The organism is Pseudoalteromonas sp. MEBiC 03485, from assembly GCF_004195145.1.
GTDB lineage: Bacteria > Pseudomonadota > Gammaproteobacteria > Enterobacterales > Alteromonadaceae > Pseudoalteromonas > Pseudoalteromonas apostichopi.
This window is the reverse complement of the sequence record NZ_SGBT01000001.1, coordinates 2,277,804-2,293,535: the sequence shown is the minus strand read 5'-3', so window position 1 is coordinate 2,293,535 and position 15,732 is coordinate 2,277,804. Positions and strand designations below refer to the sequence as shown.

Annotated in this window: 15 protein-coding genes and 7 tRNA genes; 8 read left to right on the top strand and 14 right to left on the bottom strand. The window is 42.0% G+C overall.

Annotated elements, in window-relative coordinates:
• Window positions 1-16: 16 nt before the first annotated feature.
• A complete protein-coding gene (locus EVU92_RS10675; RefSeq protein WP_130051205.1) occupies window positions 17-595 on the top strand; it encodes a CoA pyrophosphatase in 579 nt (192 codons plus the stop codon).
• Window positions 596-696: 101 nt separating this feature from the next.
• A complete protein-coding gene (locus EVU92_RS10670) occupies window positions 697-2,073 on the top strand; it encodes an L-serine ammonia-lyase (RefSeq protein ID WP_130051204.1) in 1,377 nt (458 codons plus the stop codon).
• A gap of 56 nt (window positions 2,074-2,129) precedes the next feature.
• Here EVU92_RS10670 and cysB read toward each other — a convergent pair whose 3' ends face one another.
• Window positions 2,130-3,107: an HTH-type transcriptional regulator CysB gene (gene cysB, locus EVU92_RS10665; protein ID WP_130051203.1), complete on the bottom strand. Its 978-nt coding sequence runs from the start codon at window positions 3,105-3,107 to the stop codon at window positions 2,130-2,132.
• Between the two features lie 298 nt (window positions 3,108-3,405).
• On the opposite strand from cysB, the gene EVU92_RS10660 reads away from it, so the two are divergent.
• Entirely contained in the window at window positions 3,406-4,164 is a 759-nt protein-coding gene (locus EVU92_RS10660) for a hypothetical protein (protein ID WP_130051202.1), read from the top strand.
• 26 nt (window positions 4,165-4,190) lie between these two features.
• Here the strand turns inward: EVU92_RS10660 and EVU92_RS10655 are convergent, their stop codons facing one another.
• Window positions 4,191-5,483, bottom strand: a complete 1,293-nt coding sequence (locus EVU92_RS10655; RefSeq protein WP_167657755.1) for an NCS2 family permease — start codon at window positions 5,481-5,483, stop codon at window positions 4,191-4,193.
• A 121-nt stretch (window positions 5,484-5,604) separates the two neighbouring features.
• Here EVU92_RS10655 and EVU92_RS10650 point away from each other — a divergent pair, with 121 nt between their 5' ends.
• The gene (locus EVU92_RS10650) at window positions 5,605-6,069 is read left to right on the top strand and encodes a sel1 repeat family protein (protein ID WP_119852042.1); all 465 of its coding nucleotides are present in this window, start codon (window positions 5,605-5,607) and stop codon (window positions 6,067-6,069) included.
• 23 nt (window positions 6,070-6,092) lie between these two features.
• Here the strand turns inward: EVU92_RS10650 and EVU92_RS10645 are convergent, their stop codons facing one another.
• From EVU92_RS10645 to dnaQ, 10 genes are all read right to left on the bottom strand, one after another.
• A complete protein-coding gene (locus tag EVU92_RS10645) occupies window positions 6,093-6,818 on the bottom strand; it encodes a helix-turn-helix transcriptional regulator (RefSeq protein WP_130051201.1) in 726 nt (241 codons plus the stop codon).
• 208 nt (window positions 6,819-7,026) lie between these two features.
• A tRNA-Asp gene (locus EVU92_RS10640) sits at window positions 7,027-7,103 on the bottom strand.
• 50 nt (window positions 7,104-7,153) lie between these two features.
• Window positions 7,154-7,230: transfer RNA gene (locus EVU92_RS10635), tRNA-Asp, on the bottom strand.
• Window positions 7,231-7,261: 31 nt separating this feature from the next.
• A tRNA-Asp gene (locus tag EVU92_RS10630) sits at window positions 7,262-7,338 on the bottom strand.
• Window positions 7,339-7,375: 37 nt separating this feature from the next.
• Window positions 7,376-7,452 (bottom strand) — tRNA-Asp (locus EVU92_RS10625).
• Window positions 7,453-7,481: 29 nt separating this feature from the next.
• Window positions 7,482-7,558, bottom strand: a tRNA-Asp gene (locus tag EVU92_RS10620).
• A 41-nt stretch (window positions 7,559-7,599) separates the two neighbouring features.
• A tRNA-Asp gene (locus tag EVU92_RS10615) sits at window positions 7,600-7,676 on the bottom strand.
• A 27-nt stretch (window positions 7,677-7,703) separates the two neighbouring features.
• Window positions 7,704-7,780, bottom strand: a tRNA-Asp gene (locus EVU92_RS10610).
• Window positions 7,781-7,878: 98 nt separating this feature from the next.
• Entirely contained in the window at window positions 7,879-9,252 is a 1,374-nt protein-coding gene (locus tag EVU92_RS10605) for a TIGR03503 family protein (protein WP_130051200.1), read from the bottom strand.
• Window positions 9,253-9,261: 9 nt separating this feature from the next.
• Window positions 9,262-9,972, bottom strand: a complete 711-nt coding sequence (gene dnaQ, locus EVU92_RS10600; RefSeq protein WP_130051199.1) for a DNA polymerase III subunit epsilon — start codon at window positions 9,970-9,972, stop codon at window positions 9,262-9,264.
• Between the two features lie 68 nt (window positions 9,973-10,040).
• Between dnaQ and rnhA the strand changes: the two genes are divergently transcribed.
• Together rnhA and EVU92_RS10590 are read left to right on the top strand one after the other, a co-directional pair.
• The gene (gene rnhA / locus EVU92_RS10595) at window positions 10,041-10,508 is read left to right on the top strand and encodes a ribonuclease HI (RefSeq protein ID WP_130051198.1); all 468 of its coding nucleotides are present in this window, start codon (window positions 10,041-10,043) and stop codon (window positions 10,506-10,508) included.
• Between the two features lie 89 nt (window positions 10,509-10,597).
• A complete protein-coding gene (locus tag EVU92_RS10590; protein WP_130051197.1) occupies window positions 10,598-11,461 on the top strand; it encodes an MBL fold metallo-hydrolase in 864 nt (287 codons plus the stop codon).
• Here the strand turns inward: EVU92_RS10590 and EVU92_RS10585 are convergent.
• A complete protein-coding gene (locus EVU92_RS10585; protein ID WP_130051196.1) occupies window positions 11,432-12,190 on the bottom strand; it encodes a class I SAM-dependent methyltransferase in 759 nt (252 codons plus the stop codon). The two genes, EVU92_RS10590 and EVU92_RS10585, sit on opposite strands and share 30 nt — an antisense overlap.
• A 53-nt stretch (window positions 12,191-12,243) precedes the next feature.
• Here EVU92_RS10585 and gloB point away from each other — a divergent pair, with 53 nt between their 5' ends.
• Together gloB and EVU92_RS10575 are read left to right on the top strand one after the other, a co-directional pair.
• Window positions 12,244-13,017, top strand: coding sequence for a hydroxyacylglutathione hydrolase (gloB, locus tag EVU92_RS10580; protein ID WP_130051195.1), 774 nt, complete (start codon window positions 12,244-12,246; stop codon window positions 13,015-13,017).
• A 147-nt stretch (window positions 13,018-13,164) separates the two neighbouring features.
• On the top strand, window positions 13,165-14,751 hold the full coding sequence (locus tag EVU92_RS10575) for a LysM peptidoglycan-binding domain-containing protein (RefSeq protein ID WP_130051194.1): 1,587 nt from the start codon (window positions 13,165-13,167) through the stop codon (window positions 14,749-14,751).
• Window positions 14,752-14,807: 56 nt separating this feature from the next.
• Here EVU92_RS10575 and speB read toward each other — a convergent pair whose 3' ends face one another.
• A complete protein-coding gene (gene speB, locus EVU92_RS10570; protein ID WP_130051193.1) occupies window positions 14,808-15,731 on the bottom strand; it encodes an agmatinase in 924 nt (307 codons plus the stop codon).
• Window position 15,732: the final 1 nt, after the last annotated feature.

Sequence of the window (15,732 nt, the reverse complement as noted above, 5' to 3'; positions counted from 1 at the left end):
AGTTGAAGTAACTACCTTGAATAGTCAGCAAATAATAGCTCGTTTTAGTTTAAGTAAAACCACACAGAGCCCTAGCACCATTCGCTTTAATGCCGAAAAGCGCGCCAGTGCCGTGATGCTACCATTGCTTGATGTAAATGACGAAGCACATTTATTACTATGTAAACGACCAAGTTATCTGCTTCACCACCCGGGGGAAATTTGCTTACCAGGTGGTAAGTATGAAAAGCATGATGACTCTTTGATGCACACAGCCCTTCGAGAGCTCAATGAAGAGCTCAATATTGCGACACATCAAGTGACGGTTCACGGTAAATTACACCAATACGCGACCCTAACCGGTTTCACTATTGAGCCATTTGTTTGTGTCCTTAGCGAAGGCACAACATGGCAGGCAGATCCCAACGAAGTTGCTGCTAGCTTTTTACTGCCTTTATCTTATTTGAGTAATCAACAAAATTGGCAGCCCCTGCCCTTTGAACGAAATGGTAAAATCATTATTTTACAAGGCTTAATGACCCCGCATGGTCTGCTTTGGGGGGCAACAGCCAGCATTATTAATAACTTTATCAAACAGCTCGCCCTACCAGTTTAATTATCCTGTTTTTAGGGTTACACAGACACGTTTAAACGTTATCATGTGGCACCGTTCAAAGGCAGGTAGTATGCCGTTAATAGAAAAATGAGTAGCAAATTATGATCAGTGCATTCGATATGTTTAGTATTGGTATTGGCCCATCGTCATCTCACACTGTTGGCCCAATGCGCGCTTCGCGTTTATTTGTAAACGAATTAGAAGAAAAAAACTTACTTGCAAACGTGACCGATATTAAAGTTGAGCTGTTTGGCTCATTAGGGCAGACAGGTATTGGCCACGGCTCTGGTAAAGCCGTAATATTAGGTCTTGCTGGTTATGATCCAGAAACCATTGATGCTGATTTAGTAGACGATATCCTCGCAAAAATCGAAAAAGAACAGGTTATTTATTTAAACCAAAGCCATAAAGCCAATTTCCCAAAGCAAGGGGCGATTGTATTCCACCGCCGTAAAACACTACCAAAACATTCAAATGCAATGGAAATCATTGCCAGCCAAAATGGCGAAAAATTATTTAGTAAGGTGTATTACTCAATCGGTGGTGGTTTTATCGTAAGCGATGATGAGTTCGAGAACGAAAAACAAAAAGCGCTCGAGATACGCGAAGAAAACCCAGCTCCTTACCCGTTTAATACTGCAAAAGAGCTATTAGATCTATGCCGTGAATCAGGTTTTAGTGTATCAACGCTTATGATGCACAACGAAAAAACTCTACGCAGCGAAAAAGACATTAAAGATGAGCTGTTTAATATTTGGCAAGTAATGAAAGCCTGTATCGAGCGAGGTATGCGTACAGAGGGTATCTTACCAGGTGGTTTAAAAGTAAAACGCCGCGCACCAAGCTTACACCTTAAATTAAATATTGAGGTTAATAATGACCCATTGCGCGCAATGGACTGGGTTGATTTGTTTGCTCTTGCAGTAAATGAAGAAAATGCAGCAGGTGGCCGTGTTGTTACCGCACCAACCAATGGTGCTGCGGGTATCTTGCCAGCGGTATTAATGTATTATCACACTTTCATTAAAGAAGTAGACCGTGATATTGCAACACGTTATTTATTAACAGCTGCAGCAATTGGTATTTTATATAAAAAGAATGCTTCAATTTCGGGTGCTGAAGTAGGTTGCCAAGGTGAAGTGGGCGTTGCCTGCTCAATGGCCGCTGGTGCACTAACTGAAATAATGGGTGGTAATGTTGTGCAAGTTGAAAATGCCGCTGAAATCGGTATGGAGCACAACCTGGGTTTAACTTGTGACCCCGTTGGCGGTCTTGTGCAAGTTCCGTGTATTGAACGTAATGCGATGGGTTCAATTAAAGCAATTAACGCATCACGTTTGGCAATGCGCGGTTCTGGCGAGCAAAAGGTTACGCTTGATAAGGTCATTAAAACCATGCTCGACACAGGAAATGATATGAAAACAAAATACAAAGAAACCGCGCGCGGTGGCTTAGCTGTTAATATCATCGAGTGTTAATTTATAGCACCTTTTGAGCACAATAAAAAAGCCGCTTTAACGCGGCTTCTTTATATCTATTTTACTGGTAATTCAATGTTTTCGAAGAGCTTATCAACATCTTCTTGATTACGTAATAAGCTTGCTTTTTCCACTAACTCTTTAGTTAAGTGTGGTGCAAAACGCTCAATAAAATCATACATGTAGCTGCGTAAAAAGCTGCCTTTTCTAAAACCAATTTTGGTAGTGCTCGCTTCAAATAAGTGGCTTGCATCAATACACACTAAATCAGAATCAGTTATTTGATCAATCGCCATAGACGCCACAACACCCACACCTAGCCCTAAACGGACATAGGTTTTGATTACATCAGCGTCGGTTGCAGTAAATACAATATGCGGCTCAAGCCCATGCGCATTGAAAGCTTTATCTAATTCAGAACGACCCGTAAAACCAAACACATAAGTAATAAGTGGGTATTTAGCCACATCGGCAACCGTTAAATTATCAGCCTTTTGCGCGAGCGGATGTGTTTTTGCCACAACAATACTGCGATTCCAGTGATAACAAGGCAACATGACTAAATCAGAATATAAATGCAATGCCTCAGTCGCAATGGCAAAGTCAGCATCGCCGCGTGCTGCAGCATCTGAAATTTGTTGCGGCGTACCTTGATGCATGTGCAGCGAAACAGCTGGGTACTTTTTCATAAAACCTTGAATAACATTCGGCAATGCATAACGAGCCTGAGTATGAGTAGTCGCAATATTAAGCTTACCTTGATCGGGTAAGGTATGCTCATTGGCAACCGCTTTAATACCTTCAACTTTCGACAGTATTTCCCGTGAGATATTAATAATTTCGTTACCTGCACTGGTTACATGGGTAAGGTGTTTACCACTGCGGCCAAAGATCTGTACACCGAGTTCGTCTTCAAGCATACGAACTTGTTTCGAGATCCCCGGTTGCGAGGTAAATAAACTTTCTGCTGTTGCGGATACATTCAGTTTATGATTTTGGACTTCGACTATATATCTGAGTTGTTGTAGTTTCATGGCTGCATTGTAGACGTTGTTATTGTTTATTTATAATGGCTGTAAAGCGCAATGCCAAGCGATATTTCATCGCGCTATACATTTATATCGATTGTTTCTAAGGCTAACACATTAAATTACAGCTCGGTAGCGGTGTTTACTCGCAAAATATTCAATAAAGGTGCTAGTTTAAGGCTATACTCATTATAAAGTAGTAAGTGTAAGAAGTTTATTCGAGATAACTAACCGCAAAACTGTTCAGATCTAATCTTTTTAATGTAAGATAAAAAAATTAGATAGTTAAAACTGAGATTTAGTAATGATTGTTTCTATCATCATCATGCTCATTGTTGCATTAATTGTGATCGCACTATGGGTCAGTGCAGTGCAACAACATAAAGAAAAACAAGAAGCAGAGCGCCGTAAAGAGCTTACAAAACAGAAAAAAATCATTGAAGAAGCAGAGGATGTACTGCTTAACAGTGCCAATATCCCAATGTCTGAAAATATCCTACGTATTATTCAGCGTCGTATTTATGATGCTTTAGCAGGTATGGTAGAGCTCTCTCCAAGCTCAAAAGAATTGAAAAACAGATTAAAAGAATCAAAAGAACGTTTAGCCTCTCCTATCGAAGCTAATAATAGTGATGCATTAGCCCTACCAGATAACGACAAACAACTGATTGCCCTAATTCAAGGGATAAAGAAATTACGTGCCTTACTTCGCTCAGAGCATGGCAAAGGTAAAATAGATAGCCAAATATTTGTTGCTGAAGATAAACGTCTTGAAAAGTTACAACTGCGAATCAATGTAGAAAGCCAAATTAAGCGTGGTATCTCTGCCCGTTCAGCAAACATGGTGGGTTCTGCCAGACAGTATTTTGAAAAGGCACTTGCGACTCTCAGCGCAGTTAGCTATAGCGATGATTATGTTAATACCAAAAAGCAAGAAGTAGAGAATTATCTAGAAACGATTAGTTCTGAATTAAAAGCTTCAAATGCAACGTCACTGAAGAAAAAAGCAGAACAAGAGCAAGACGATTTAGATGTATTATTCGCACCAAAGAAAAAGTGGTAAACCACTTTTTCTTTGCTTTGTGCTAATTAAGATAAAAACGCAAACTTAACAATAAACAGCGCTGTTAATACCCACACACTAATACTGATTTCATCTTTTTTACCACATACCAACTTCACTGCAGTATAAGAAATAAAACCAAGTGCAATACCGTGTGCAATCGAGAAAGTGAGCGGTGTCATTAATAATACCACGCTGACAGGGATTGCATCTGTCATATCGTCCCAATTTACCAGCTTTAAGTTTTGCATCATTAAAACAGCAACATACAAAATCGCACCCGCAGTTGCATAAGCTGGGATCATACTAGCAAGTGGCGCAAAGAACATCATTAACAAAAAACAAATGCCTACAACCACAGCAGTAAGACCTGTACGGCCGCCCACTGACACACCTGCTACTGATTCAATGTAAGACGTTGTTGTTGATGTACCAAGCATTGAACCTGCAATGGTAGCTGTGCTGTCGGCACTTAATGCACGACCTAAACGAGGCATTTTACCTTGTTCATCAGCAAGACCTGCTTTTTGCGTTACAGCAACTAAAGTGCCTGAAGTATCAAACAAATCAACAAATAAGAACGCAAAAACCACTGTTAGCATTGAGATTTCGAATGCGGCTGCAAAGTCCAATTGCATAAAGGTTGGTGCAATTGAAGGCGGCATTGAAATAATTCCTTGATATTCCACAAGGTCTAAACCAAGCGCAATAGCCGTTACTAGTAAAATACTAATAAGCACGCCGCTTTTCATATCGCGATATAACAGCGCAGCAATAACAAAGAAGCTAAAAATCGCAAGTAGTGGACCTGGGGCTGTGATATCGCCTAACTGCACTAAGGTTGCAGGGCTTGCTACGATAATCCCAGCGTTTTTCAATGCAATAAGCGCTAAGAAAGCACCGATACCTGTGGCAATGGCACGCTTTAATACCAGTGGAATAGCATCAATGATCCACTCTCTCACCTTAAATAGGCTTAAGAATAAGAAAATACAGCCAGACATAAAAACTGCACCTAATGCAGCTTGCCAAGTGTAGCCCATGCCCAAAACAACACCATAAGTGAAGAAGGCGTTTAAGCCCATACCCGGAGCCAGTGCTAATGGGTAGTTTGCCCATAAACCCATGATAAAACAGCCAATTGCAGCAGCAATACAGGTTGCTACGAATGCCGCACCTTGATCCATTCCCGCTTCTGCTAGCATGGCAGGGTTAACAAATACAATGTAAACCATGGTAATGAATGTTGTGATGCCAGCAATAGTCTCGCGGCGCACAGAGGTGTTGTTTTCAGTGATTTTGAAAAGTCTTTCGAACATGTTGAACTTTAAGTTGAGATTAATTGGCTAATTTTATCATATTTTATCTCAATAAGAGGACATTTTGCCTTGCAATGTTCTAAACTAATAAGGTCTTTTAATTCAAGAAAATAACTAAACTATGTCTGATAATTCGCCAGTAGGCTTAGATTTAGAGCAACAGCTTGATAATGTACTTGCCTTTATTACCCAACCCGATAAAGGGTCGGCGCCAGATAAAAGTACTCAATCTGTTGAAAACGTACTAAACAAAGCTTTGTATTATTTAAAAAATGAACAACCTCCCCTTGCAGCCAAATGGATGCGCCTAGCAGCTATGGCGGGTAACCATAGAGCGCAATTTTATATGGGGCTGTTTTTCATCAAAGGGCAAGGTGTACCGCACAGTGTTTTTCATGGCGCGGTGTGGTTAAGTCTGGCAAGTAGCCAAGGTTATGAGCCTGCAACGGCAGCACTTGATGACCTTAGAAAGCACATTAGTACTCGCCGATTACATGATGCGCAAAGCTATGCAGCGACCTTATACGAACAAATCCACCAGCAACAGTTTGCTCATTTAATTCCTCGTGACCCTGACGCGAGCTAACACGCGTCAGGTTCTGCAACTCATTAATGCTGTCTTGTCAGTTTACTCTCAAATGTGATGAGACCTGCACCAACCACAAGCAATAAGATACCTAAAAACTCAAGCCACACATGGCCTTTATGCGGCTTGATAATAGGTGTTTTTGAAGTAAGGCTGTATAAGCGTCTGCTGTCTTGCTCGCCAGGCTCTACAAACGAGATGCCCTTATAGTCAGCTGAGATAATAAATTTAAAATCATGCCTGCTAATCATTTCTCGACGTTTTGCATCTATTTTCTCGCGGCTTTGTTCAACGAGTAGCGTTCGCCAATCATGAAAAATGCCATCTGGTTCATTATCTTTCACTTCACCGTATGATTTGTACTCATAGAACATTGTATTGAATAGCTTTTCTTGATGCCCTAAATAAAACATGGCACAGCCTAGCGCACTCAACAGTATGGCAACATATATCAATGAGCGCTGTTTAATGAATTGTTTATTACTTTGTCGCTTATACCAAGCTTCAATGTCAGGCACATTAATCAACCTAGCTTTATCTGCCGAGTGTTTTAATGGCTCCATAAAGTCACAAATTGTTAGGTTGAGCGCCGTTAGTATCGAACGAAATGTGTCATTTGAAGGCACTGATTTATCGTTCTCAAGTTTTGATAGGTAACTTTGCTCTATCCCTATTTGCTCAGCAAATTCTGGTTGGCTTAGTTTTAGCTCACAGCGATAGTGTTTTAGTTGTGTTCCGAATGTACTCATAACGCATTTCCTTTTGTTGTGGAGCCACTATTCTTTGCTATTCATGCAGATATAAGAAGCTGAATAAATAGGAATAATTAAGAATATTAGCAAGATAGGAAGAAATATACGAGATACGAGATACGAGATATGAGATACGATGTCAGTATAAGAGAAAAGTACGCTGTAATGTAAAGATTTATCTAATCATTTGTTTGAGGAAAACAAATGGCGGAGTGGACGGGACTCGAACCCGCGACCCCCGGCGTGACAGGCCGGTATTCTAACCAACTGAACTACCACTCCGCAGTGGTATGTGCATGGGGTAATGCACTTAATTTGTTTATGATATCAAATGGCGGAGTGGACGGGACTCGAACCCGCGACCCCCGGCGTGACAGGCCGGTATTCTAACCAACTGAACTACCACTCCGCAGAGATATCATTGTTATTACTTAATTTGTTGGCGGAGTGGACGGGACTCGAACCCGCGACCCCCGGCGTGACAGGCCGGTATTCTAACCAACTGAACTACCACTCCGCGATACAAATTTTGTAATAAAATAGCGTTTAAATAGTGGCGGAGTGGACGGGACTCGAACCCGCGACCCCCGGCGTGACAGGCCGGTATTCTAACCAACTGAACTACCACTCCGCAGTATCTAATGCTATTTATTTTCCTATTGGCGGAGTGGACGGGACTCGAACCCGCGACCCCCGGCGTGACAGGCCGGTATTCTAACCAACTGAACTACCACTCCGCAAAGGAAAATGTTTTACAACCATAAGTTGTGCAAGTAATTGGCGGAGTGGACGGGACTCGAACCCGCGACCCCCGGCGTGACAGGCCGGTATTCTAACCAACTGAACTACCACTCCAGCGCATACTTACAAATTGTCGAAAATTGGCGGAGTGGACGGGACTCGAACCCGCGACCCCCGGCGTGACAGGCCGGTATTCTAACCAACTGAACTACCACTCCACATTTTCGTTGCTGACTGAGTCTCCCCTGACAGCGGCGTGAATAATACGAATCACCCTCTGGTTCGTCAAGGGGTTTTTTGTATTTTTACAGGTTTTTTAGTCATCTGACATCGAAAGGTTTAAAATTTCACCTGATTTGTCATTTTTTGAGCCGTTTTTGCCAACTTCATTTTCATTCGTTGCTTGCTCATCATTTTCGGTTTGATTTTTTTTCTTTAAAAACGGTAACGAAAATTTAAATTTAAGCGGTTTCTTTTGAACAAAAATTCTAATTGCTAGCCAACCCAATAAAAGTACGGTTAAATTTCCAACAACAATTAAGGTCACCATGAGCATGGTGGATGTTTTTTGTTCTTCTTCAAGAATTCGTTGTTGCTCCGCTTGCGCTTCTAAATCAATTTCAGGGCGAACAATTTCTGGTACAGCTTCAATTGGGCGCTCTATTTCAAATTTATAAGTAGGTAAAGTAGCCATAAATTCACGGTCATTTATATTGCTACCAAATACAGAAAGCTCGACACTGTATCGACCCCAATCATAATTTTTAATGGCAAGCTCACGTGTTTGCGATTTATCAGCATCTAAAGAGAACATTTGCTCTTCATTATTGGGGTAATATATTTTTCCTTGAATAAGCACTGTTTCTGGTTTGACGATTTCAGGATTTAAGGTGATCGTTAAAATGTGATCATCTTCATCTTGCTCAGCAAGTGCTATTTCGTAAGCAAAAGGCGGTTCGTGCACGACAATGGGTTTTTGTATCACGGTACGCTTTAATATAGGGGTTTCTATATAAAGCTCGGGTTGCCACTCCCCGGCTGGGAATATCAGCTTAAATTCACCGGTAAACACACCATCAAGAGGACGCTCATCAAAGCCACGCCCATCATCTCTAAAATCGGTAACACTTTGCGTACCTGCGCCAAAGTTTGCGAAATCACTATTATTAGTGCTGACAAAATCAACGTGTAGACTTATTACATCACGAAACTGGCCAACTTCTATAGGCTCACCGTCATTTAATACGCGGCCAGTTAGTTTGACTGTTTCTCCGCGAAACAGCATAGGCGGGAGTGGATCAACATTAAGCTCAATTTCACCCAGCACCATTATACGGCTATCTGGCAAAATGCTGCCGACTACTTGCCAGGGACCAGGCATTGGGTTGCTGATGGTGATCAAGTCATAGCTCAATTCATCATGCCAGTCGAGGTCATCATTTTTGACTGAGTCAGTAGCATAGTACTTAGTACCATCAGGGCGAACTAAAACAACGGCAGGCGCACCGCGCTTACGAAAGAAGAGTAAAGTAACTTTATCGATTTTATGGTCAATACGAAAACGGTTCTCTAGCAGGGGAATTTCATTTTGCACCCCATCACGTTCTAATGGGGTTATTTTATCTTGCTCGTTGGCAAATCCCGTTAAGGGAATTAAACACACTAATCCTGCTAGTAGTTGTTTTCTCATTTTATTACCCTATTCTGCACGCCATAAGCATTGACCACCTTTAGCGACCAAGTCTAAACGCTCTTCATGAGCGGCGTGCTCTTGTTCTGTTGCTCTTAATACGACAAGCGGTGCTCTATCAGCACTAAGTCGGCGAATACCACCAGCTTGTTGTGTTGAGCTTTCATCTTTATTTTGATTAAGATTCAGCTTTACTTGTCCACCCGTCATAGAAAGGTAAACATCTGCTAGAATTTCGGAATCCAGCAGTGCGCCGTGTAAGGTACGCTTTGAGTTATCAATATCGTAACGACGACAAAGTGCATCAAGGTTATTCTTTTGACCTGGATGCAAGTCACGCGCCATTTTCAAAGTATCAAGTACACTACATACATCGGCAGTATTCGGAAAACCTTGATTTAACAATGCAAATTCATTGTCCATGTGACCAATATCGAACGCAGCGTTGTGGATTACAAGCTCAGCGCCGCGAATATATTCTAAAAATTCATGTGCAATCTGGTGGTATAAAGGCTTATCACGCAAAAATTCATTGGTTATACCATGAACGTCTATCGCTTCTTCTTCTATTTCACGCTGTGGATTGATATACACATGAAAGTTGTTGCCAGTAAGGCGGCGATTAACAAGTTCAACACAACCGATTTCAATAATGCGGTGGCCTTGCTTTGGGTCAATACCCGTGGTTTCTGTATCTAAAACTATTTGTCTATGTGCCATATCGTCTTAAGCCTGACTCTGGTATCTTTCTATCATCACTTTATTGTACACAATATCAAGGTAAAACAGTGCAGAAAACCGTAGAGATTTACACCGATGGATCATGTTTAGGTAATCCAGGGCCTGGAGGTTATGGCATCGTGATGCGATACAACGGCCACGAGAAGCAATTAAGTCAAGGTTATACCCTAACAACAAATAATCGGATGGAAATGCTCGCAGCTATCGTTGCACTAGAAACCCTCACCCGCTCTTGTCACGTCATTCTCACCACCGATAGCCAATATGTGAAACAAGGGATTGAGTCATGGGTCGAAAATTGGAAAAAACGCGGCTGGAAAACAGCAGCAAAAAAGCCAGTCAAGAATGTCGATTTATGGAAACGACTTGATGCAGCATGCCAACAGCATGACGTAGAATGGCGCTGGGTAAAAGGCCATAGCGGCAATAAATATAATGAAATTGTTGACGATCTTGCTCGCGAAGCTGCTGGCAGCGATGAATTACTTGAAGACACAGGTTACGACGGTAATTAAGGTGCCTTGAAATAAACTTGGCGCAGGCCGTTTTATATTTTTGTTATATGTTATAAGATTTGGCTATAACGAATTATAAAGGACTCATTATGGCTCTGCGCATTCACTCTTTTTATCATCAACAAAGCGCCACTCTCTGTTATTTAGTTAGTTGTGAAAGCACTAAAGATTGCTTGCTGATTGATGCACCCGCTGATTTTGATATGCCAAGTGGTGAGTTAAGTTTTACAACAGCCAATGAGATCATCAGCTACATAAAGACTGAGCAGCTCACATTACAATGGCTACTTGAGACCCATGCACATGCTGACCATATCACCGCAGCAAGTTATATAAAGCAACAATTACAAAACACACATCCCTGTAAGCTTGGTACAGGCGAAGGGATCACACACGTTCAAAAACACTTTAGCCAACTTTATAATCTAGATATGCCATGTAATGGTGAACCGTTTGATGCCTTATTTGCTAATAAAGCACAATTTCAGTTAGGTGATTACACGGTTGATGTGATTGCCACACCGGGCCACACTCCTGATAGTGTGTGTTACCACATTGATGGCAATGTATTTGTAGGTGACACCTTCTTTATGCCAGACAGCGGCACAGCCCGCTGTGACTTCCCTGGCGGTAGTGCAGCCGAGTTATATGATTCACTACAACGTATTTTAGCTTTACCTGACGACACGGTACTTTGGATGTGTCATGACTACCAACCAGATGGCCGCCCTCTCGCGAACAAAACCACAGTGAAAGAGCAGCGTGAGCAAAACATTCATTTAAAAGGCGATAAACAAAGCTTTATTGCAACTCGGGAAGACCGCGATGCAACCTTAGCTGTACCAAAGCTGCTGCACCCTTCTATTCAATTAAATATTCGTGCAGGCCAATACCCAAGCAAAACGGATACTCACCAACACTATTTAGCTATCCCGCTCACAGTGCTGCTTTGATGTTTGTCTAAGCCCAGCTCCTTTTACCGGCGAAAATTGCGGCCTTGCATGCCATTTAGGTTTAATTGGTGTAAGCGGGGCCACACGTTTTCGAGCCACCAGCATATAAACACTCCCCATTGGCTTTAAATATTGTTGACCAAAACTACGCCAAGCAGCAAAGCGTGATAAACGGCTCCCTCTTGCAAGCGATGAATGGATAAATCGCTCATCCGAAATAATCTCAAAACCCAATAGATTCAGCCAATCTTTTACTCGCGACGGTGTAAAAAAGCGCCCTGTCCAAGGAAGCTTTTGGCGACTAAAAGGTAAAAGCTGCGCCAATCCACACAAGCTAAACGGGTTAAAGCCCGTGATCACCAGATAGCCACCGGGAATTAAAGTACGGTGTGCTTCGCGTAAAATGTGGTGCGGATCAGAATGATATTCTAAGCAATGCGATAAAATACATGCATCAACACTGTGCTCATAAAAAGGCAGTTCGTCTACATCCGCAATTACACCGGTAAATAACCCCTGCTCTGCTACACAAACTTGATGCTTAATAGGACTTTCACTGGTTGCCAGCTCACCACTTAAATTACCAAGTTTGAGCATGTGATAGCCAAACATGCGTGGCAGCCATGGCGTTAGCTTACGTTCAATTTCAGCACGTAAATAGTCACCATGAGGGAACTGCTGCCAAGAGTATGGCTTAGGACCTTCTTGAAAACTAAGGGCTGGTTTCATTTTCTGAGCTCGTTATACTGTGTGTTAACTGTCACTTTATAGAGCAATTAAACATGGTGCAAGTTAAAGCAATTAAAGCCTTTTCTGATAATTACATTTGGTGCATCAGCAATGAGGCTGAGCAAACTGCATGGGTTGTAGACCCAGGTCAAGCAGAACCTGTTTTAAACTACCTAAACGAGCAAAACTTAACACTTTGCGGTATTTTGATTACCCATCACCACTATGACCATACCGATGGCGTTGCTGCACTGGTTAAGGCATTTCGTGATATTCCGGTTTATGGGCCAAGACACAGCCCTTTTAAAGGCATTACTCATGGCGTATCAGAAGCGGATAAAGTCACTGTGTATGATTACACTTTTACCGTGCTTGCCACACCCGGTCATACCCTAGACCATGTTTGTTACATTAATGACGAATTAAGTTTTACTGGCGACACCTTATTTAGTGCTGGCTGCGGACGATTATTTGAAGGCAGTGCTGAGCAAATGTGGCACTCACTATGTAAATTAAGAGCCCTGCCAGATGAGTGTAAAATCTATTGCACTCATGAATACACGCAAGCCAACTTAGCCTTTGCAAAAGCCGTTGAACCAAATAATGAATACCTACTCAACTACAGTGATAAAGTAGATATGCTGCGTGCCAACGGCGAAATAAGCCTGCCAACTCAGTTAGGCGTTGAAAAACAAATAAATCCATTTTTGCGTAGCAACGTAGCAACTATCACCGATGAGCTGCCTGATGAGCTAAAAATTAATTTGGATCTGAATGAACCTTGGCAACGCTTTTCAGGTCTCAGAGCTTGGAAAGATAACTTTTAAATAAACGTAAACGCCAGTGTTTACAATTTTGTATATTTAGATCAGCATCTTGCAATAATAAGCTGACATAAACTGGTCATAAAGTGGCAATATGTTCTCAGAGCAGGTAATATTCGCCGAGTTTTTTTACCTGATGTATGGGTATATATGTATAAGTCTCCTTTAGTTTTATCACTTGCGCTGATTTTAAGTGGCTGTCAATTAACAGCCTCTGACTCAGCAAGTACAGATGTTGCGAACAATAATGTTGAGCAACAATTAGACGGCGCAAGTCCGAGCGACATCAATGATGCATTGATGATCAACGCTCAGTATCAACAATTAACCGATATTGATGAGCCGCCTCCTGTATTTGATGATGTATGGGAACGTATTCGCTACCAGCTTTCGATTGATGTGCCACAAAACCGCCCTGTTGTTGCTGAGCGTAACTATTATGCGCGTCATCAGGCCTATTTAGATCGTATCTCGAAGCGAGCTGAGCCATACCTATACTTCATTGTTGAAGAAGTCGAAAAACGTCAAATGCCAATCGAAATTGCCCTTTTACCCATTGTAGAAAGTGCATTTGACCCATTTGGCTATTCGCACCGCAGTGCTTCAGGTATCTGGCAATTTATGCCACAGACCGGTGAGCGTTTTGATTTAAAACAAAACTGGTGGTATGACGGTCGTCGTGACATTGTGCAATCGACCCGTGCAGCCCTTGATTACTTATCATATTTACACAAAACCTTAGAAGGCGATTGGCTAAATGCCATTGCGGCCTATAACTCAGGTGAAGGTCGTTTACTTCGCGCCATTAAAAAGAACCGTAAAAAGCATTTACCAACGGATTTTTGGTCACTTGATTTACCAAAAGAAACCACTTCGTACGTACCAAAGCTGTTAGCGCTGTCTGATCTAGTAAAACGCAGCGACGAGTTTGGTGTGAAGTGGCAGCCAATTATTAATGCTCAAGTAGTTGAAGCGGTTAATGTAGGAAGCCAAATCGACTTGGCACTCGCTGCTGATATGGCAGATATTAGCTTAACTGAACTTTATCGTTTGAACCCTGGTTTTAATCGCTGGGCGACTGATCCAAATGGACCGCACTTTTTATTATTACCGTCAGATAAAGTTGAATCGTTTTCTGAGAGACTAGCAAAAACAGAGCAAAAAGACCGACTGCGCTGGCAGCAATATGTGGTTGCACGTGGTGACAGCTTATCTGTGATTGCGAAGAAGTTTTCTACAAGTACAAATGCCATTAAAACGCTGAATAAACTTTCATCGAATACTATTCGTGTTGGTCAGCAATTACTTGTGCCACTAAGTGATGGTGAGATAAATAGCCAGCATTTACCAAAATCAGTACGTATGGCAGCGAATAAAGCAACGCGTAAAAAGCTAAGCCATAAAGTCGCCAGTGGCGATACACTTTGGGATATCAGCCGTGAGTACGATGTGACTATTGCAGAACTAGCAACATGGAATAAGCTGAAAAAAAATTCAGTGCTTCGTGTTGGTCAAAAGCTAACTGTATATAAGGAAGAAAAGTCACAACTTGCTGCGACACAAACCAAAGAGCGAACAATTACCTATAAAGTTCGTCGTGGTGACTCGTTAGCGCGAATTGCCGCTAAGTTTAATGTTTCTGTGCAAGATATTATCAAATGGAACTCATTAGCTGGACAAAAATACATTCAGCCTGGGCAAAAGCTTAAGTTAAAAGTTGATGTACGAAGCGCATAACGGCTTCATTTTATGTTAAAAAAAGAGCGCCTTTAGGCGCTCTTTGTCTCTCTCACTTAGTATTTATGCTTTAAAGCCCATAAGTGTAATAACTCATTGGCAATGGTCGCTGCGGCAATCGCGGTTAATTCACTTTGATCATATGATGGCGATACTTCAACCACATCCATACCGACCATATTAATGCCCTTCAATGCACGAAGCACCTTAAGCACTTTATCGCTTGTTAAGCCACCACACACAGGTGTGCCTGTCCCTGGAGCGAATGCAGGGTCAAGGCAGTCAATATCAAAGGTTAGATACACAGGTAAGTCACCCACGCGTGCTTTGATTTGCTCAGCGATATCTTGTGCAGGTAAATCATTGGCAGCCATTGCATCAATCACCGCAAACTCATGTTTGCTCTGATCAAAGTCGGTACGAATACCAATTTGAATACTGTGTTCAACATCAATGAGTCCTTCCATCGGCGCATGATAAAACATGGTACCGTGATCATAACGTGAGCCATTGCTGTAAGTATCTGTGTGAGCATCAAAATGAACTAATGCCATCTTACCGTATTGCTTAGCATGGGCGCGCAGTAAAGGCAAAGTCACAAAATGGTCGCCACCTAAGCCTAATAATGTTTTACCTTGACGAAGAATTTGCTCAGCCGCTAATTCTAATTGCGCTGTAAAATATTCTGGGTCACCTACTGGGTAGGTAAAATCACCAGCATCAGCTAATTTTAAACGCTCAAACAACGGGAACGTCCACGGGTACTTGATTTCTTCCCACGCAAGGTGCACAGAGGCACGACGAATTGCATCAGGGCCTAAACGTGCACCTGGGCGACCCGAGGTCGCCAGGTCAAATGGTAAACCTAGCACCACTACATCGGCATCGATTGCAGTGATGTTTTGCACCATCGGCTGACGTAGAAACGTCATGCCGTTTGAATATAACGAATGATCTGTGTGGTCAAACAATGTCGACATT

What these genes read in the sequence shown, in the direction of transcription:
- EVU92_RS10585 (WP_130051196.1), bottom strand. Translation starts at nt 12,190, where the DNA reads ATGAAACCAGCCCTTAGTTTTCAAGAAGGTCCTAAGCCATACTCTTGG.
- EVU92_RS10590 (WP_130051197.1), top strand. Translation starts at nt 10,598, where the DNA reads ATGGCTCTGCGCATTCACTCTTTTTATCATCAACAAAGCGCCACTCTC.
- gloB (WP_130051195.1), top strand. Translation starts at nt 12,244, where the DNA reads ATGGTGCAAGTTAAAGCAATTAAAGCCTTTTCTGATAATTACATTTGG.
- speB (WP_130051193.1), bottom strand. Translation starts at nt 15,731, where the DNA reads ATGTCGACATTGTTTGACCACACAGATCATTCGTTATATTCAAACGGC.
- cysB (WP_130051203.1), bottom strand. Translation starts at nt 3,107, where the DNA reads ATGAAACTACAACAACTCAGATATATAGTCGAAGTCCAAAATCATAAA.
- EVU92_RS10660 (WP_130051202.1), top strand. Translation starts at nt 3,406, where the DNA reads ATGATTGTTTCTATCATCATCATGCTCATTGTTGCATTAATTGTGATC.
- EVU92_RS10655 (WP_167657755.1), bottom strand. Translation starts at nt 5,483, where the DNA reads ATGTTCGAAAGACTTTTCAAAATCACTGAAAACAACACCTCTGTGCGC.
- EVU92_RS10645 (WP_130051201.1), bottom strand. Translation starts at nt 6,818, where the DNA reads ATGAGTACATTCGGAACACAACTAAAACACTATCGCTGTGAGCTAAAA.
- dnaQ (WP_130051199.1), bottom strand. Translation starts at nt 9,972, where the DNA reads ATGGCACATAGACAAATAGTTTTAGATACAGAAACCACGGGTATTGAC.
- EVU92_RS10575 (WP_130051194.1), top strand. Translation starts at nt 13,165, where the DNA reads ATGTATAAGTCTCCTTTAGTTTTATCACTTGCGCTGATTTTAAGTGGC.
- EVU92_RS10670 (WP_130051204.1), top strand. Translation starts at nt 697, where the DNA reads ATGATCAGTGCATTCGATATGTTTAGTATTGGTATTGGCCCATCGTCA.
- EVU92_RS10650 (WP_119852042.1), top strand. Translation starts at nt 5,605, where the DNA reads ATGTCTGATAATTCGCCAGTAGGCTTAGATTTAGAGCAACAGCTTGAT.
- EVU92_RS10605 (WP_130051200.1), bottom strand. Translation starts at nt 9,252, where the DNA reads ATGAGAAAACAACTACTAGCAGGATTAGTGTGTTTAATTCCCTTAACG.